We start from the raw sequence: 17,892 nt of genomic DNA, 5'->3' as shown, positions 1-17,892 counted from the left end.
ACTCTTTTGCCTCAACCCGGTGGAGGGGCAGTTTTCGCCAAGGCGTCCAGCCACTGCTGCGCACTGGCGACATCGCTGAATTCGGGCATGGTGGTGCCCGGGGGCAGGGCAAAGCCCTCTGGCAAGGTCAGGCCCGGCGGCAAGTTCAATCCTGCAACAGGCAGCTCCGGCACCTTGAGCGCGGACAGATCAGGCACCGCCATTGGTGTTGCAAGGTCGGGAAGTTTCACCTCCGGCAATGCGATGTCCTTGGGCAAGGTCAGGCCATCGACGGCTGGCATGGCAGGCATGTCCAGCGGCGGGATCTCTGGCATCGCCGGGATTTCGGGCAGGGCTGGCATCTCGGGGATGGCCATGCCCGGCACCGCGGGCTCCGCCGGGGCTTGCGGGGCGGCGCCGGCCGCGGCCGTGGAACCTGCAGGCGCGCTAGCGGCGGCGTTGGCAGAAGAAGCAACGGGCGGCGAGGTCGCAGCTGCGCCAGGCGCTGGTGCAGTGCTAGCGGGAGCGCTCGCAGCGCCGGGTGCCGCTGCGGCATTTTCTGGCGCCTGAGCGGCGGCGGTTTGGGGTGCTTGACCTGCGGCAGCGGGGGACGCTGGGGGCGCAGCAGCAGCAGCAGCAGTAGCAGTAGCAGTAGCAGTAGCAGTAGCAGTAGCAGTAGCAGTAGCAGTAGCAGTAGCAGTAGCGGGTGCGGCTGCAGGCGCAGCCGCTGGTGCAGCAGTCTTGGCCGCCTCTTGGGGCGCAGCACCGCCGCCCGCGGGGGCCCCGGCGCCAGCCGCAGGTGCGGCGGCCGTGGCACCACCCGCAGCCGGCGCACCGGCGGCGGCTCCAGAACTACCCGCTGCTGCGGCGGCGGCAGGGGCGGCACCAGAGGGTGGAGCCGCAGCAGCGGCCGCCGCGGCCGCTTTGGCTGCCTGCGACTGCCCGCCCTGTGCCACTACCGCCGCATCCATCGTGGCCTCCGCCTTCACCGCATCGGCCCGCGCGACCTGCGCCTCCTGTTTGGCGCTCTCCACCTTCTTTTTGGCATCGTCGATCAGCGCCTGCCCCTGGTCGCGCAGCTTTTGCACCTGCGCCTGCGCTGCTTGCGTTTTCTCAGCCATTTGCGCAGACGCTTCCTTGACCTTGTCCTTCAACGCATCCACCGGCGCCGCCACTGAGGCCAGGCTTTCCTGCATCTTGGCCTGCACCGACTCGGCCGCATCGGCCGCCGGCTGCAGCGCAGCCAGGGTGTCATCCTTCATGCTCTTGACCGTCTCCAGGGCTTGGTTCATCTGTGAACAGGGCCCCTCTGTGGCAGCGTTGACCGTGTCGCCTGCAGAGGCAGCGTCGTCCTGGGCCTGTTGCAGTGCGTCTTGCACCGGCTGGCCTGATGACTGCAAGGAGTCTGCCTCGGACGTGGCGGAGTCTGCCGCTTCTTTCGCACTACCGCCTGCGGTCTTCATACCTTCCTGGGCACCCGACACGGCCTGGCCGGCCTCCTTGAGCTTGCTGCTAACCGAATCCAGTGCGGCGGCGGCTTTGGTCTTGGCGTCGTCGATGCGCGCCTGCACCCCATCCACCTGGCCTTTAGCCGCGTCTAGTGCGGACTGGCCCTGCTCGGAGAGTCGGTCTACCGTGCTCTGCGCCTGTGCCCACTGGGTCTCCAACTGCGCTGACATGCGCACCGCATCACCACTGAGTCCCGCGGCGCGGTCGACTGCCACCTTGGCCTGGCGCACCACATTGCGGGCCTGCGCAAACAGCCCGTCCATGACGCCCAGCGCCTTCTGCAACTGGATATGGAACTGCTGGCGCAGGTCCTCCACCATGTCCATCAACTTGGCGGGTGGTTCATGCACCTTGACCTTGAGCATGTCGATCTGCTGGTGGACCACACGCATCTGTTGCTTGACCAGATCCATGGGCGGCTGCATCTGTGCCTGCACCTTGGAGACCGCATCCAGCAACTGCGTGCGCATCGCATCGATTTTGTCGTGTACGGGCACAACGGCGGTCGCTTTAATCTCCACCACCTTGTCGTGCAGCAGTTGGATTTTTTCCAGGGGCTGCGCCGCGGCCAAAAAGTCGTCACGGGCCTGACGCACCTGGGCCAACAGGGGATCAGGCTGCAGTTTGACTTGCTCCACCACCGTATGCATTTGCTCGGAGACGGCATCCATCTGGGCACTGGCTTCCTGCACCGCAGTCTTGACCTGGTCGAGCACGAAGATGACCTGCGCGATGCTTTGGCGCACCAGCTCCACGACCTGTGCCAACACCGGCCGCAAGCCTTCCACCTGCACGATGGCCTCGTCCATCAAGCCGATGGAAGTATCCCCAGCGGTCTTGACCGTGGTGCGTGCGGTGGCGATCGTGGTCTTGATGCCGGGGATCATGCCCTTAACGCCCATGAACAGGGCGCGCGCCGCCACCATGGCCATGGAGCGGCTGATGTACTTGGTGCACACCTCGATGGCCTGGTCGCACAGACCATTGGCCTGGTCCATCTCCCGTGCAGCCTGGGCCAGGCTGCGATCTGCCACCACCATGAACTGGCGGATGGTGTCCTGCACCTGGGCAATGGACACTTTGGAGAGGTCGATCTGCTGCTCCACGATGTCGAACTCTTCTGGCAGGTGGTTCAGCAGCACCTCCAGATTGTCGATCTCGCGCACCACCTCCTGCAGGGCGTCCTGCAGGCCGTGGATGGCGTGGTCGACGGCGTCCACTACCTCGTCCAGGCTGCGCTTGAGCTTCTCGACGGTGCGCTCCAGGCGCTGCAACGCAGACTCGACGGCGTCCAGAATCGCGTCTACCGTTTGCGCCACCGTGTCGATCTGTTCGACCACGGTATCGATGGCAGACTCCACCTCGCGCACGGGGTGCAACACGCCCTCGATGAGTGCATTCACCTTGTCCTTGAGGGTATCGCCCATGCCACGCAGCAGCTGGAGTTCGGCCTCAATGTCGCTCACGGCGGTGTCCACCCGCTCGACGATGGGATCCAGCACCCCGCTAACCTCGTCGATCAAAGCGTCCACCTTGCCCCGCACGTCCTGCACCATGTCGGCAACCAGTTGCTCGGTCGCGTTCACCTGGGTACGGATGTCGGTGGCCGTACTGGCAAGATCGGCGTCGGTGTTGTCAATCTCCGTCTGCACACTGCCAACCAGCTTCTGCACCTCCACGGCGATCTGGGCTTGAGTGGCCACCAGATCGGCAGGGCGGGTGCTGCGCAGTTGCTGCGCGCGCTGCTGCAGCGGAGCGAGCTGATCTGCAAAGGCTTGCATGCGCGGCCCCAGCGCACGGGCCTTATCCATCAAACCCTTGCCTTCTGCAATCACCGACTCCACGCGCGGCGGCACCGCCGTGACGTCGGGGCGAATGTCGGCCACGCGCTGCGGCAGGCCCTGGGCCATGGCTACGATATCCTGCACATCGGTGGTGACACCCGCCAAGTTTTCTCCGACGGCGAGCAGGCGTTCGCCCATGCCTTTCAACTGGTCCGCCATGTCCTGCGCTTGTGGAGGCAGTGACTGCAAGGCGGTAAGCAGCGGCCCGGACAGGGCTTGCGGATTCAGCGTGTCCTGCAGGCCCTGGATGGCTTGGGCGATACCGGTGACTTTTTCCACCACCAGGTTGACCGTGTTGGTGGCTTCCTCAATGCCGCCGACCACTTCTTCTTCGACAGTGGCCTTGGCCTTCAGGACCGCCGCAACGACCTGGTTAGCGCCTTCGGTGATGGCGTCGGTCGCCTTGGTAACAAGCTGCATGGCGGGCAACCGTCAGAGCGCGTCCAGTGTCTTCTTGACGTTGCCGCCTGCCTCGGTCATAGCTTCCTCAATCTTGGGAATTTGTAGCGGGGCGGGTTCCAGCGATACCCCGGCCTGGTCAACGCCCCCGATGGAGACATCGATTTGCTCCAGCGTCTGGTCGATCTCGGGCAGGACCTGGGCATTCCCAAGCTGCACCTCTTCGAGGATAGGCAACAGGGGAGGGACAGGCGGCTTGTCGGGCAGTGTGTTCAGATTCACGGGGGCGGCATCGCTGACCGGAGTCGCGGCCTCTTCGGGGGCCTCGGGCCACCCCAACAGCATATGAGAAGGCGCCCCCAAACCGCCAAGCCCCTGTAATGGCGCTTGGGCCGCCAGGAACTCGCGCATGCGTTGAATGACTTCGGCGTCCGAGAGCATGGTCACACCCTATCGCTCAACCCTTGGGCTCTTTGATGCCCAATAGAGAAAAGTACCGTCCAATGTCGCCTTCTTCGCGCACGATCTCCTGCATCAGATCTCCCAGCGACATGCGCCCCCAGGTGACTGCACGCTTGACCAAATACGGCGTGGGGCTGTGTGGCTCCGTTTTTTGCAAATACTCCGCCACGGCATCGAGCATGCGATAAGCATCTTCACGGCTGTTGATTGGGCCCATGGCGTTATCACTTTCAGGTAAAGGTGGGGATGCCGGCAATGAAGCCGCAGGAGCTGCTGCAGCCTTAGATGCCGCCGCCAGTGCCGGCACAGCCGGTGCGGTGGGAGCGGGAGCCGGTGTAGCAACCGGTAGCGTTTTGGGTTGGGGTTCACGCCCGGCAATCAGGGTGTCACACATGCGCAGCATGCGTTGCAACACATCCGGAACCTTGGCCACACTGGGCGCCTGCATGCCCATTTTTTCGTTCAACGCCTGGGTGAAAACTTCCCATGCGGCCACGCTCGTCAATAGAAGATGGCGATTGTCAATGAGCAACTGCAATTGGGCACCACTGGCCCCCGCCACGATCTCCGAGCGCGTAGGAATGGGGCTATCCACCACAGCGGCGTTCTTGGCCGGCGCGGACTTCTTGCCCTCGGGCTTGCGGTTTTCCAGCGCCAGCGCCTGTTCCCAATCAAACACATTCACGGCACTGGGCATGCGCTCTGGCAGATGCATTAGCGGCACGCGCAGCATCAGCACCCGCGGCAGGTTTTCATTCATCCAGTACAGCGGGGCGATGCGGGCCTCGTCGTCGTCCGCCTCAATTTGGGGGTGGGCCGTATCCCAATACCCCTCAACCAGCCCCGTGATCAGCGTCACCGCTGCATGAAAGCCCTTGAGCTGGTGCTGCTGTATCCAGGCCTCGCACAGCCACGCCGCAACCTGAAAATCCTTGGAGCGACTGCGCAAGATGGCGCAGGCGTTGTCCGCCACCGCACGCCAATCCGCCTTCTTCAGGGGGCGCTCCCATTCCCGCATGGGCAGTCGCGGGTCTTCTTCCTCGCGTGCGGCCCGGATGGCCATGTACTGTGGGTCATAGCGCATGGAGGGGCCGGCCGGCAATTCGCCCGCGACGGGCACAAGCAAACCCTCTATATCGGGCTGGAACTCATCAAAATCATCCATGTGCTGGCGCTCACTGGCCATTGAATTCAGGAGCCCGGACGGGGAAGGAAACAGGCCACACCATGGGGGTACGTTTGCCCACGGGGAACAATGTCAACCGCAGATAGACTTTGGCGCGGGTGTCGGGTTGTGCGCCCTTGCCCGGTTCGGTGCCGGTTCCAATCGGGAACTCCATGCGCAGCAGCTGGGTACGCAGATCGCCGCGGCCGCTCGGGTCCGCCTCGCGCTGGCGCTGCACCATGCGTACCAACGACCATGTGTCGGTGAAACGATAGGTCACCGTCTTGCCATCGACGGCCATCGCCGTTTGTTGAGGATCGGGCAGAGCGTTGCCAGGAATGTCTTTGGCGAGCCGCAAGTTCAGCATCACCGGCATACCAGGCTCCCAACGCATCAAACGGGGGGTATCGCGCAGCTTGATCGTTTGTGGCCCGACATCCAGTGACCAATCAATGACCTTGTTGCCTTCGATTTCTGCAGCCTGGTTGGCGCGAAACTCCACCATCACATCGTAGCCAGGCACCATGCCGTCTTCCGGCGGATACAGGGGCGCCAAGAAGGCGCGCACGCGCTCGAACTGGTCCGAGAACTTGCGCACGGACTGGGAATACGGCGCCGTGCGGCTCGCGGCCAGAGGATCTTTCAACACGCGGGACAGCTTTTCAGAGGTCTTCAGCAACTGGTTGACATCTTCGTAGTCCGCATCGATCGTGTCTTTGACCCCAGGCACTGCGAAGGGCGCGCGGCCAGCGACCTGTCCATTGAAGGCATTTGCGAAGGCGGACCATTGCTCCAATTGCTCGGTGTAGCGCAGTTCGTTGCAGCGCTTGAGCAAGGCGCCATAGACCTGAACATAGCGCTCCGAAAAATAGTCTGCGGGTCGGCTACCCGGAGATTTCCCGGCCAGTTTCTCGGTGCAGGTATTGCGATCAGTCTCTGCACCGACAGTGAGCAAGAATTGCTCGTACACCCCAAGGCTGCTGTTGGGGTTCTTGCTGCGGTAGCGTTCCAGCTCGCGATTGATGGCCTGCCAGCGGTTGGCCAATTGGCCATCGGTCGATATCTTGTCCAATGAAGGCAGATAGATTTCGGCCTGCCGCCCCAAGGTCTCGGCCCGGCTGAATTGCAGCGCCAAGTACTGCTGCAGGGCTTGGGTATCGGGCACTCCGAATGCCTGCAGCAAAGGCCCACGGTCGCCGGTCCAGTAGCTGAAGTCACGTCCCCGAATTGCGTACAGATCGGACTGATTGAGGCTCTTGTCGATCTGGCGCAAGCGGATGCTCGCGTCCGCAGACACCAAACGCTGCAAAGTGTCTGCGGTGGCGTTGGCACCGAGATCGGACAACAAAGCCTCTACCTTGGTGAGCCGGGTACGTGCAGCATCAAACGCGTTGGCATCGGTCGCATTGGCGGGGTCCACGCGACCACTCACCGACAAGGCATCGACGATGCGATCATTGATCAACCGTGCGAACTGCGCATTCAGGAACGCCACTACTCCCGGACGATTGGACGGTGGAAACTTCAGCAAGCCTTCGGCCATGAAGCGCTTGTGCAGGTCACCCAGTGCCAGCGCCTGGTCCAGCTTGGCGACGTCCCACAGCAGAACGCCCTGTGCGGGAATCTCGGGGATGTCACGGTCTCCGGGCTGCGTCATGAAGGGCTGAGCTAACAAGCCGGTAATCGCATCACGCAGGCCCAACCGCTGCGCCGAGAGGCCATAGCGCGCTTCCTTTTCCTGCCACACGATGTCGCTTTGCTGTTCAGAATTGGAACGGGCCGAGAACTCGCTGGAAAACTTCAGAAACTCGTTGACTGCGCGCTGGCGGACTTGCTCAGCCGCCTCGGGACCCAGAAGGCGTGTCGCCTGCGCAATCCGGTCCAGCGCCGCGGCATAGGCCTTGCCCAAATCGAAATTCAATTCATGCATCCAGCCACCTCGGCCGGTCGCCAGCATATTTTCCTGCTCACGGATGATGTTCAGGATTTCCTTGTAGCCTGCCACCGTCTGGGCAAAACCAGTGACACGGAAATCGGTCGACAAGAGCCGGTAGCTCAAGGCCGCCAGTTGGCGCTCCATGACCAGCAGGTCATTGTTGACAAACACCCGCTGGTCCAGCGCGTTCATGCCTTTGACCAGCGAGCAGCGCACGGCCTGCTGCATGTGCATGACACTGACACCATTGGAACCACTGGAGCCAGAGTCGCTGCCGCGCAGCAACCGCAGGCTTTGCGAGAGGTTGCTCGGTAGCTCTGCACCTAGCGTAAATTTGACCAGCAGGCGCAGGTCGTTGGCTTCGTTGGCACCGCCCTTTTGCAGTCGCTTCATCGCTTCCACAGCCTGCTCCAGCCGCTCTACCGACGAGATGTATTGCAGCATGGCGGGGAATTCAGCGGTGTCCTCCACCGCCAACACAGCCTTGTGGGTCGGGCCAGCCACAGGCACGGGATTCACACATTCGCCACCAATGATCAGTTCAGCTGTGCTTTCATCCTGCGGCACCCCGGTGAGCTCGGAGGCGCGTGCATAGAGCTCCCGCCGCAAAGTACCGATGGCAATGTCGCCAAACTCCCGCTCCACACGCTCCACCACGCGGGTGTCAAGGTTGTCCCAGATAGGCCAAGACCCCGGCATGAACACCGAGAACATTTTCTGTGACCCAAGCTCTTCAATGACACTCAGGAGCGTCAGTGTTCGCGCCTTGTACCAGTCTGAGGTAATCGGCTCCCCACTCCGCATCTTTTGGGTTCGGTAGCGGGCGTCCGCTTCGATCTGCTGAAGGGTCGCGCTGAGCTGGTGACTGCGGCGATCCAGATGCAGCGTGGCAACGACCAACCCTACGCTCCACCCGCCCAGCACCACAATGGCGGTGAACTGACCAACGCGGGTGAGCATGGGCCGGGCGAGCGGTTGGCGCGAGGGACGCGCCAACCCATATTCCATGAATATTTTCTTTTCGAACAGATCCCGCAAAAATGCGGGTTCCTGCATGAGCTGAGATACCAGATCTGCAGTGTCTAGAGATTCCAGAACGGGCTCAGCATCCGCTTCTGCGAACTGCACCTCGGCGGTCTGGGCGGACTGGCTGCTATCACCGGTGAAGTAGATGCCCCGGAAGAAGAAAGGCTCATGGTAGGCACTGGGGCGCATGAGCTCATCGGTGTAGACCTGCAGCTGGTCGCGCAAGGCCTCGATACGGCTGGGAAGCAAGAAGAAGCCACGGGTATCGGTCAGGGTCTGCTTGCTGGCAAACAGCTCCGCAGACGTATCTGAAATGGTACGCACCACACCATCGAGGGCTTCGCCCACCCAGGTGTCCTGGTAGGTCGTTGACAGGTCATACGGCGAGGACCAACCCAGCATGCCCGCGCGCATGGGTTCGGGCAAGGTCCGTGCAAAGCTGGAAAAACCCTCAATCTTTTCGCACCCCGAGATCGCAACATACACGGCAAAGCGCATGGCGAAACGATTTTGTGCAAGCCACAACCTGCGGTGGGCCAGCCGCGCCATCTTGCCCAATTCCAGCGCGGCGTCTGGGCTTGTATCCATCAGCATGGCGGCCGGCACAGTGATCACGACCGAATCAAACGGGCGCTGGGGGCGGTATTTGTGGCACAGGCTGAGAAATTCGTCCCAAGGTTTTTCTGCCGCATTTTCGTCGTCTGGCGAGCCCAGGTAAGCCCCCTGCATTTCCACAACAACACCTTTGTCGAAGAAATGCCAAGAGATGCCTTGTGAGGTAGCCGCCGAAGCGGCTTCCGAACTCAGTGCACTGGGCACGCCAGCTTGTTCAATCGGCAGCCCGCGTTGCTCCAATCCTTCGTTCAATACCAATACCCAGGGGATCGCGTAGCGCTCAGAACGCGCCGCGATATTTCCTTCGATCAACTCGACTGCTTGGCGAAACGAATTGCGCAAAGAGTCAAAGCGCAGCTTGGCCAGTTTGGGATCACTGCCCGGCTTGGCGGAAGCACCGCGCATAGCGAAATAAAGCACCAGGCCCAGAACGGCCAAGACAATCAGGGTGAGCAGGGCCAGCGAGGCGAGGAACAGGTTGTCTCGCAAGATACTCATTTGGCACCCTCCTGGCTTGTGTTCGCGCCACTTTGGAGCACGTCACGCACCGGCCACGATTGCCAGAGCCACAGCATTTCAGACACCGCCAAAAGCCCAAGCACCCCCACCAAAAAAATAACCGACCAACGGCTCAAGGTCGGCATCTTGCGCGGAGAGAGATGCGACAAGGTGCTCGCGTAGGCGCGCTCGGACAGCACCCGGTCACGCCCCGACAAATCGGCCTGGCGTTGGTACACAAATTGGAAGAGCTCTGCACGATAGCCCGCGAAACGCTCGGTCGCGGCCGAGCCACGGAACTTGCCCTGAAATCCCAAAGCCAACGCGAACAGATAGAGTGCCGCAATGGGCCTCAGCGAGGGCTCGCGATTGGACAACAACTCCTCGATCTTTTCAAAGATACGATCCCCCGCAAAACTCGTCCGGAACAGCGAGGCCTCCAGCAAATGGTCGGTCCAGCGATCACGCCCCACCCATTCCGTGTTCAGCAAAATTTCGTCCGCCAGAGCAGCCTTGAGGTAACGTGCATCGGCAATGCTCTGCAACTCAGAGCGACTGCCTTCGCGTTTGGATTCCAGGGTCTGCAGTTCGATCAACTGCTCCAGATCCTTGCTCACAGCCGCTGCGGCAGCATCCGGATTGATCTCTCGCATCTCTATCGCACGGGTTTGCGCTTTAGAAACCTCGGCAAAGAACGCGCGAAATTGCGCGATCAAATGGTCGTCTTCGTGTTTTTCTCGGATCTGACGGGCCATGCGCAAATTGCTCCTGTTTTAGTCTCAGCCTTTGACGAACAGCACCATCTCTTGAGGACGCTGCGCCGTAGCACTTTCGGCAGAGTTGCTAATCACCAACGGCTCTCCGGCCAGTATCAACGCCTCGTCGAGCTTGATGGAGAACAAGGTGTACCCCGCACTGGCACGTACACCGAGCTCCTTGGAGGACTCGATGAACAACCGCTCAGCCCCCAAGATCCGGCGTTCCCGCAAGGAGCCGTAAGTGGACTGGGACCCGACAATGGCGCCCTCCATCCAAGCGATCAATTCGCGCTCTGGCTGACCGCGCAGCCCCACAATGAGCTGAGGCGCCATCCATTCACTCTGCAATACGATCTCAAATGCGGCGTGGCGGAATTCAAACTTGAACTCGCGGTAGTCTTGGCTAATTTCGTCCAGCGCACCCTGCAGGGCCGCCAGCACCGGGGTCAGCGTCGCCAACGGATCGGCATGGTCGTATTCCGGCGGCACCGGCGGGAGGCCGCCGGGACGCAACAGGCTCAAGGGGCCCAAAAGGCTGCACAAGGACAGGAACAATTGGTAGGGATGCAAAGCGGGTGTGCGCATCACAGCCTCCACCAGAGGCAAACCTGTCATCAGGTTGCGCAGGCGCTCGCGTTGCTCCAGGTAGGCCAAACGGTCTTCCGTCCGCGAGGATGGCACTGCGGTCTGCTTGGCAACAAAGGCTGCCTTGCCGCGCAATTGCGCCACAAACGTGGAAAGGCGCTCCCAAAGCTCTCCCTCTTTGGGAACCTCCAGCAAGGGCGGCAACGCCGCACCCAATTTGATGACCTCGTTGTCCTTGAGCACAGTGGCCAACCTGAAGCTGGTGTAGAGGCCCGACGGCGTACCCCCCGCGAGAAGCGACAAATTGGGAAGCAGCCGGGGCACGTCGGCTGGCAACGCCTCGGAGACCTCATCCTCAACGGCCACAGTCGCCACGGAGCGAAAGCGCGAAGGCGAGCCATTGGATCGCATGCTGGGCGAAACGGGCAAAGCAAGGTAGACATCCACCGCCGCATTCGACATGGCCGTCGTGTGGGGTCCCAAATCGAGCTCCAGAACGCCATGCTGCACGTCTTGCGCAGAATGCACCACCGCTGTGCCATCGGGCATCACCGCTTCCAACTGGACCACTCTCAAAATACCTGCGGCCAACAAGGCCGTGTCTATTTTGAGTCGTCGTACGCCCCAGGCAAAGGGCACGGCGACTTGCATTTGCCACGCCAGCAGGGCATCCACACGGCCGGACTCTTGCTGAAAGTGCTGCGGCGAGAGCAGCATGCCCTCGTGCCACTGAATCCGCGCGCGCGGCGAGCCTGGGTTATTCATCGCCCGCCTCCTGTTGCTGGTCCATGGGAAAGGTTTTTATGTCAATCAGCATGGTGGCTCCGGGGTTCATTTGGGCGACTGCGCGGTGACTGTGAAATCGCGGGCGCCCAGCTGAACCAGCACGGTGCCCTGTAGCTGGTCTACCCGGATCCGGTGCTCGCCAGGTGTCAAATAGTCGGCGTACATCATGACGCCGACCACTCGCGCAGATCCGAAGTCGGCCGCAGCGATACGCAATGTCTGGCCGGGTGCGACTTCGAAGCTTTTGTAACTGATCGCCTGAGGGAACGTCTTCTCCATCTCGCCCCGCGTTGCAAACCACTTTGCAGCGGGCAGAGTCGCCAACATATTTAAAGAGGCGTCGTCCTTGAGCATGACGATGTCAAGCGCCACAGGACTATTGAGATTTGCGTCGTTGGTCGCCGAGATAGTGACGCTGTCCCACCCCAGCTTGGTCCCTTTTGGCGACGCGAAATCCATCATCCCTTTGGGAATGATGTAGTCCAACACTCCGCAGGCTGTGAGATGGAGCAATGCAAAAGCTAGGAGGGCGTGCTTCAGGAAGGTAATCATTTTGTGTTCGAAGGATTATCCACTAGCAATTCCCCAGAAAGAACTGCGACAGGCCGTCCAACGCTGGAACTGCTGGCCCTTTGTCCAACGCCGATTCCAACCAACACAATCAAGCTGGCCAGCAGTACGCAGCAGATGACCGCAAAGGAGGCACTGGCGCGTGTGAACGAGAACTGAACCGGAGCAGCCACCGCCACATCGTCGCCTTGCTTGACATCGATACGCTCAGAGGGGAGCCCTTTGCACACCAAGACGATCAATACGCAACAGCACAGCGTGGAGAGCAGATTGCGTGGTGCCTCACAAATCAGGTCAATTGCCAAGAAAAGCGCCAGTGCAGCCTCGACAGGCAAGTTCAGCAACGACAACACCACACTCCCCGAGGCGACCACCGCAAAACTGCTGGTCCCGGCCGAGGCAAAAGCCGACATCGCGGCCCCCAGGCAAATCAGCATCAACCCGGCGCCATCCAAGGGATGCCCATAAATATTGGCAACGAAGACCGCCAACAGTGCGAAATACACGGCAGAGCCGGCACGCACAAAAATAGAGGCAGCGGGCACCACCAGTTCAACAATGCCTCGGCTATACCCTAGCTTGGCACTCATGGCACGAATAGTGTCTGGTACACCCGCCGTAGAGCTGGCGGATGTCAAGCTGATCAAGGCAGGTGTCTTCAGGCAAGACAGCACCGTCAACAAAGGTGCGGCTGAGTTTCGCCACACCAGCACCGTGGCGAAGATGGAGAGTAGCAAAGACAATGCAACAAAGGCTGCGATAAAGGAACTCATGGACCGCAAAACCTGGCCATCCGCACTGGCCGCAAAGTGCGCTGCTAAGCCAAACACCAGAACCGGAATAAGCAGGTTCACTCGGGAAATAATCGTTTCAAAAGTGCGGTAAATTGCCTCAAAAATCCCCATCAGTGCATTGCTCCGGGTCTTGCCCATGGACGCAAAAGCCAATCCAAAAAGAATGGCGCAGATGAGGATTCCAAGCGGCTGGCCCTGGGCCAAAGCTCTGAAAAAATTGTCCGGCAGGAAAGCGCCCCACGCATGGACCGCGGAAGCCGCATTCTGGGTATCTGTATCGAACAACGAGAGTTCGGCGTTGCCTGCAGCCGAACTCAGCACGACAGACCCCAGATAGGCACGGTTGGCCGCACTCAGGCTGCTGCCTGGATCGGTCACATAGCCAAAAATCGTTCCCAACATTGCTGATGCAAACACCAGACCCACTGCCAGCACCACAATCATCAGGCTTCTGCGCGCCGGTTGCGGTAAAGCCAGGGTTTGGCGCAGGCCAAAGAAAGTAGCCACCACCATCAAGGGAATAGCCACCATGTTGATCAAGGCAAGGTAGACCTGTCCCAAAACAAACGCTGGCTCCGCTACGCCCGGCGCGGCACTCCCTGCTGCCGCACCCGCCAACAGGCATAGCAGCAGTATCAGGGGATTGGATGCCAGCGTTTTCAGGAGTCCCATCCGGGCCTGCTCCACCCACGCTCAAGGGCATATGCGACGCTGGCACGTGCCAACTCCAACGAGCTGTCGATCAACGTCAATCCGGCGGTGTCGGCATGCCGACTTGCAATGGGGATCTCGGTACACCCCATGATCAGGGCCGTAGCTCCTGCTGCTGCTGCTGCTGCACAGGCTTGCGCCAACGAGGAGCCCGCCACGTCAAAGCGACCAGCCTTGACCTCCCGGATACACACATCGACCTCGTTCTGAACGCTCTCGGGGTCAGGCAGAAAATAGTCCAACCCCTGCGCCAGCAGTGAGCGCTGGTAGAAGCCCGACAGCAATGCGCCCCGCGTCGCAAAGATCGCAACGCGCGTGAACGGCGATCGGGGCACGGCCGCCACGCTGGTCTCGGCAATGTGCAGCAAGGGCGCCTTACTCCGTTCACGCAATTGCGCAAACCAATGGTGTGAAGAATTGCACGGGATGACGATAAGGCCCACACCCGCATGGTTGAGCAGGTCTATTCCTTCCAGCAATTGCGGAAGCGGGTCACGGCCACGGCCCAAAATGGCACTCGAACGGTCATGTGTGTGGGGCAGGCTCGCCACCAACAGAGGGATGTGGTCCTGGTCACGCGTGGCAGGCGTCAGTCGAACCAATTTCTCCATGAAATCGACCGTGGCCAAAGGGCCCATTCCGCCAAACACACCAATTCGTGACATCCAGCGCGCTCCTCTATATCTTCAGCGGTTTCGCACAGACCACGGAAACCGCAGCACTGTTGCCGATGACCAAGACCAGCGTTCGGAGCATGTCGCAAATCGGGTCCACGGCCAAAAAGAGGATGAATGCCGCCTCAAAGGGGAGCCCGAGATAACTGCAAGTCAGACCGACAAGCGACACGGTCAACAAACCCGTCATACCGGCAGACGCAAAACCCGCCAGAATGGATGCGGCCATGACGATGCCCAGCTCACTCGGTCCCAGTACACGACCGTAAAGCTGTGCAATGAAAAGCGTGGCCGCTACATAGTAAATAACGGGCCCCACGCGGAGCAACGACACACTCAATGGCACCAGCAGTTCGACGCGGGAACGGGCAAACCCCAACCGGTCCACAAGTCCCTCGATCATGATGGGCATGCACGTGGCACTGCTGCGCGTAGCCAGTGCCAAAGCAAAAGGACCTCGTAGCGCACCCAAGGTCTGGCCCAGGCTGGCATTCGATCGCTTCCAGATGATGAGGGTCGCCAAGGTCAGTGCCAACAGCGAGGCGACCGTGAAAGCCAGTACAAACTGGGCCATCGCCTGCAACGGCCCCAACCCGGTCTTGGCCATCTGCGACGCGCTCATGCACAACAGGATGATCGGCAACGGGTAGTTCAACCAACGCATGAGCGTCTGGCACGCGTGGTAAATCGTTTCCAAGGAATAGGTCAGGCCATCCGCAATACGCGACGGTACCTGCCCAACTGCAAAACCGAACATCAAAGCAAACACCAGCGCTTTGAGCGTTTCCCCCCCGGCCAGCGCCGCAAAGATGTTGGAGGGAACAATGCTCACCAGCACATCGGCAAAGTTGACCGACTTGGCTGGCGCATCAATGCCCTGCAGGCTCATCACGGTATCGCTAGAGTTGAGATCGTTGCCAACAATCTTGCCAAAGGTCTGGCGGGTCTGGACCGACAAGTCCTCGCCCGGACGGATCACCAACAGGGTGGCAGCGCCCAAGGCCGCGACCACGATGGAAAATACGACAAACACCGCACCAACGCGCGCCAAAAGGCTCCCGGCGCCACCTTCGCGAAACAACCGCTGCAAACTGAATATCACGGCGGACACCATGAACGGCAAGGCAATCATTTTGAGCATGTCGACATAAATGTCTCCAACAATGCCCAGGTTGCGCGCCACGTCGGGTTGGTACAGCCCCAACGCAAACCCCGCAGCCAACATGGAAACCACAACCCAGGGGTTGAGTGCGAGTGCGTATAGTTTTTTGGAATCAATCATGGAGAAACTTCCGTCAGCCTTTATTGCGACACTGCCTTGAGAACCTTGTCGATCGTCAGTTTTTCCGTTCCTTCCGCGAGGAACTGATTGACGAACGCCAACAAGGTCGGGTCCTGAATGCCCACGGCAATTCCCAGGCTGTCTTCCAGGTCCTTGAATGTCACGGTGCGCAGCGTCAGCGACACGGTGGGGTCAATCTTCAGGAGGCGTTTGATCTCGAATTCATCGCGGTAGGCCGCCATGATCTGACCTTTCTCAAGCGCCTTGAGCACATCCCCCCAACTAGGGAACTCACGTATCTCGGCGTTGGGGAAATTCTTGACGGCATAGTCGGCAAAGGATGATTTGGCGATCACACCAATCGAGCCCTTGAAACCGCGGATGACCGTTGGCAATGGCCGGTCGCGGGCCAACTCTGCAAACTTGACCCGGTTCAGAATAAACGCATGGTTCAAGCGCAGATACGGATCGGTGAAACTGATGGTCTGGGCACGCGCCAAGGTGCGCGAGAGTTTGCTAACCCCCAAATCCGCCTCCTGGCGTGCCACCACGGCCACAACCTCATTGAAGGTCTGGGCACTGCGATCGAAGCGCACGGTCACCCTGAGCTCTTTGGCGATAGCCTTGGCCAGGTCGACCTCCAGCCCTACTAGCTCGCCGTTGCGCGTGTAGAAAAAAGGAGGCGAATCCACGCCCAACATGGCCACGATGAGCTCACCACGGTTGACGATGCGCGCGATGTCAGGCGCCAGCAAGCGCCCGTCCGCAACCTTAACCAGCGTTGTGGTGGGGACCACCGGGGCGGGCGCAGGCACCTCCACCACGGCAGCCGGCTTCGCGGGCACGGGAACCGGGGTCGCGCTATGCGCCCCTGCGGTCAGCCAAACACCAGCAAGTATTACCAAACACTGCACAGCTTGGCGCGTCATGGATCGTGGCCCGTGTTGCATGGATACGCTTTTGTCTTTCTTGATCATGTTCATGGTTTGGTTGTAGGGGCCAAGGGTGCCGCCAATTCCGCAACACCCGGCAGCTTTGGTGGGGCGGGCAAGGCTTTGGAAACGTCTGGGACTTGCACGTTGATCGTCTGACCTGCCATCTTCTGCCCGATCTCCATACCGACCAGGAAGAGCAGAACGCAGAGCAGAATGACACACACCGCGGCCAGAGTCACCATCCGTGGCGTCATTGAAAATGTGTATTGCATGCGCTAATAGCCTCGCTTTAGGGAACCATGACGGTCGTCTGTCCTGGCACCAGGATTTGGATCACACCACCCCAATTGCACATTAATTTGGAAGAATTTTGCAAGCTTGGCATGCCTCCAACCAATACGGTAGGCGCCCCCGGAGCCCATGGGGCCGCGGTAACTGGAATACATGGCATAGGGGTCAACACACCGAGCGCTGCTGCTGTTGCAGCGGCCACCATGGGGTTGGCCGGGCAATTGCACATGCCAAAGGGAAGAATATTGACCATGGGCTTGTTGTCCATGATGTTGGCAGCCGGAGCCCCTGTCATCACTTTGCTGGCGGGCAGCACCGTAAGCGCACTCGGCGCCACGCCAAAGCTGCACTGGAGATTGGCGCCCATGGCTACTTGAATCCCCATGTTCAACCTTTCACCAGTTGTTCGAGCCGCTGCATTATGCCGGGCTTGGCACCGATACTCTGTATTTCGTCACCGTTCTGATCGAAGCTGCGCAGAGCAGATACCGGCTTGCCAGCTTTGTAGTCCTGCATCTCGAGAATCTTTCCATCGGGCCAAAAGCGCGTCACGGTTCCATCCAACAGGTTGTCTTTGTAGACAGCCTTCTGCACGGGCTTGCCATCGCGGCTGAAATCTACGGCATCCCCGTTTTGTACACCGCTGCGGTAAGCCACTTTGCGAACCACGCGGCCCTCGTTCAGATAAACAGCCTCGCCTTCGAGCAGGCCTTGCACATACATCTGTTTGGCAGAAATTTCGCCTGCCTCGGAATACATGACACTGGGGCCATGCAGCATTCCCCGCTGGTAGTTCTGCTCCATGCAGAGTCGGCCCGCCACGTAAACACGCGTCAGACCATGCTGCGCACCAGCGGAATAACTGGCCTCTTGCAACAAGCGACCTTGCTCATCCCGCGTAACCAGCCCCCCATCCAAAATCCCGTCCAGGTAAGAGGCTTTGGCCAGTGTTACCCCATTGACACCAAACACGCTGAAATCACCATGCAAGATGCCCGCACGCAGACTGGAGCGCTGCGTCAGTCGCCCCTCCGCATCGAACTGCTCGATGGTTTCCGTCATGGCGGTGGAGG

Annotated in this window: 14 protein-coding genes; all 14 read right to left on the bottom strand. The window is 60.3% G+C overall.

The genetic code is table 11. From position 1 onward, the window contains the following. Positions 1 to 11: 11 nt before the first annotated feature. Entirely contained in the window at positions 12 to 3,752 is a 3,741-nt protein-coding gene (locus AC097R_RS03395; protein ID WP_479596188.1) for a hypothetical protein, read from the bottom strand. A 12-nt stretch (positions 3,753 to 3,764) separates the two neighbouring features. Next, complete coding sequence (locus tag AC097R_RS03390; protein WP_479596187.1) at positions 3,765 to 4,172, bottom strand: hypothetical protein; 408 nt, start codon at positions 4,170 to 4,172, stop codon at positions 3,765 to 3,767. A gap of 16 nt (positions 4,173 to 4,188) precedes the next feature. Continuing rightward, on the bottom strand, positions 4,189 to 5,358 hold the full coding sequence (tssA, locus tag AC097R_RS03385) for a type VI secretion system protein TssA (RefSeq protein ID WP_479596186.1): 1,170 nt from the start codon (positions 5,356 to 5,358) through the stop codon (positions 4,189 to 4,191). A gap of 10 nt (positions 5,359 to 5,368) precedes the next feature. Further along, a complete protein-coding gene (locus AC097R_RS03380; protein ID WP_479596185.1) occupies positions 5,369 to 9,433 on the bottom strand; it encodes a type VI secretion system protein in 4,065 nt (1,354 codons plus the stop codon). Beyond that, entirely contained in the window at positions 9,430 to 10,188 is a 759-nt protein-coding gene (locus tag AC097R_RS03375) for a DotU/TssL family secretion system protein (RefSeq protein ID WP_479596184.1), read from the bottom strand. Before AC097R_RS03375 ends, AC097R_RS03380 begins: the two co-directional genes overlap by 4 nt. A gap of 24 nt (positions 10,189 to 10,212) precedes the next feature. After that, positions 10,213 to 11,541, bottom strand: coding sequence for a type VI secretion system baseplate subunit TssK (gene tssK, locus AC097R_RS03370; RefSeq protein ID WP_479596183.1), 1,329 nt, complete (start codon positions 11,539 to 11,541; stop codon positions 10,213 to 10,215). Between the two features lie 66 nt (positions 11,542 to 11,607). Next, positions 11,608 to 12,114 carry a hypothetical protein gene (locus tag AC097R_RS03365; RefSeq protein ID WP_479596182.1) on the bottom strand — a complete coding sequence of 169 codons (507 nt, stop codon included), beginning with the start codon at positions 12,112 to 12,114 and terminating at the stop codon, positions 11,608 to 11,610. Beyond that, positions 12,111 to 13,598 (bottom strand): dicarboxylate/amino acid:cation symporter, encoded by a 1,488-nt coding sequence (locus AC097R_RS03360; protein WP_479596181.1) that lies wholly within the window; start codon positions 13,596 to 13,598, stop codon positions 12,111 to 12,113. Before AC097R_RS03360 ends, AC097R_RS03365 begins: the two co-directional genes overlap by 4 nt. Then, entirely contained in the window at positions 13,586 to 14,302 is a 717-nt protein-coding gene (gene cuyB, locus AC097R_RS03355) for a cysteate racemase (protein ID WP_479596180.1), read from the bottom strand. Before cuyB ends, AC097R_RS03360 begins: the two co-directional genes overlap by 13 nt. A 13-nt stretch (positions 14,303 to 14,315) precedes the next feature. Then, positions 14,316 to 15,590 carry a dicarboxylate/amino acid:cation symporter gene (locus AC097R_RS03350; RefSeq protein ID WP_479598087.1) on the bottom strand — a complete coding sequence of 425 codons (1,275 nt, stop codon included), beginning with the start codon at positions 15,588 to 15,590 and terminating at the stop codon, positions 14,316 to 14,318. A 23-nt stretch (positions 15,591 to 15,613) separates the two neighbouring features. Further along, a complete protein-coding gene (locus tag AC097R_RS03345) occupies positions 15,614 to 16,576 on the bottom strand; it encodes an ABC transporter substrate-binding protein (RefSeq protein WP_479596179.1) in 963 nt (320 codons plus the stop codon). Further along, on the bottom strand, positions 16,573 to 16,800 hold the full coding sequence (locus tag AC097R_RS03340) for a hypothetical protein (protein ID WP_479596178.1): 228 nt from the start codon (positions 16,798 to 16,800) through the stop codon (positions 16,573 to 16,575). The genes AC097R_RS03345 and AC097R_RS03340 overlap by 4 nt, the downstream gene beginning before the upstream one ends. A gap of 17 nt (positions 16,801 to 16,817) precedes the next feature. Beyond that, a complete protein-coding gene (locus tag AC097R_RS03335) occupies positions 16,818 to 17,204 on the bottom strand; it encodes a DUF4280 domain-containing protein (RefSeq protein WP_479596177.1) in 387 nt (128 codons plus the stop codon). 2 nt (positions 17,205 to 17,206) lie between these two features. After that, positions 17,207 to 17,881, bottom strand: a complete 675-nt coding sequence (locus AC097R_RS03330; protein ID WP_479596176.1) for a toxin-antitoxin system YwqK family antitoxin — start codon at positions 17,879 to 17,881, stop codon at positions 17,207 to 17,209. Between the last annotated feature and the right edge of the window lie 11 nt (positions 17,882 to 17,892).

The organism is Rhodoferax sp. ZS1R25 (assembly GCF_056521335.1).
Note: the sequence above shows the minus strand (reverse complement) of the source record. Positions and strands in the feature narration are given on the sequence as shown.

Bases quoted from the DNA above. Each gene is read 5' to 3' on its own strand.
- AC097R_RS03395 (WP_479596188.1), bottom strand. From the start codon at position 3,752: ATGCAGCTTGTTACCAAGGCGACCGACGCCATCACCGAAGGCGCTAAC.
- AC097R_RS03390 (WP_479596187.1), bottom strand. From the start codon at position 4,172: ATGCTCTCGGACGCCGAAGTCATTCAACGCATGCGCGAGTTCCTGGCG.
- tssA (WP_479596186.1), bottom strand. From the start codon at position 5,358: ATGGATGATTTTGATGAGTTCCAGCCCGATATAGAGGGTTTGCTTGTG.
- AC097R_RS03380 (WP_479596185.1), bottom strand. From the start codon at position 9,433: ATGAGTATCTTGCGAGACAACCTGTTCCTCGCCTCGCTGGCCCTGCTC.
- AC097R_RS03375 (WP_479596184.1), bottom strand. From the start codon at position 10,188: ATGGCCCGTCAGATCCGAGAAAAACACGAAGACGACCATTTGATCGCG.
- tssK (WP_479596183.1), bottom strand. From the start codon at position 11,541: ATGAATAACCCAGGCTCGCCGCGCGCGCGGATTCAGTGGCACGAGGGC.
- AC097R_RS03365 (WP_479596182.1), bottom strand. From the start codon at position 12,114: ATGATTACCTTCCTGAAGCACGCCCTCCTAGCTTTTGCATTGCTCCAT.
- AC097R_RS03360 (WP_479596181.1), bottom strand. From the start codon at position 13,598: ATGGGACTCCTGAAAACGCTGGCATCCAATCCCCTGATACTGCTGCTA.
- cuyB (WP_479596180.1), bottom strand. From the start codon at position 14,302: ATGTCACGAATTGGTGTGTTTGGCGGAATGGGCCCTTTGGCCACGGTC.
- AC097R_RS03345 (WP_479596179.1), bottom strand. From the start codon at position 16,576: ATGAACATGATCAAGAAAGACAAAAGCGTATCCATGCAACACGGGCCA.
- AC097R_RS03340 (WP_479596178.1), bottom strand. From the start codon at position 16,800: ATGCAATACACATTTTCAATGACGCCACGGATGGTGACTCTGGCCGCG.
- AC097R_RS03335 (WP_479596177.1), bottom strand. From the start codon at position 17,204: ATGGGGATTCAAGTAGCCATGGGCGCCAATCTCCAGTGCAGCTTTGGC.
- AC097R_RS03330 (WP_479596176.1), bottom strand. From the start codon at position 17,881: ATGACGGAAACCATCGAGCAGTTCGATGCGGAGGGGCGACTGACGCAG.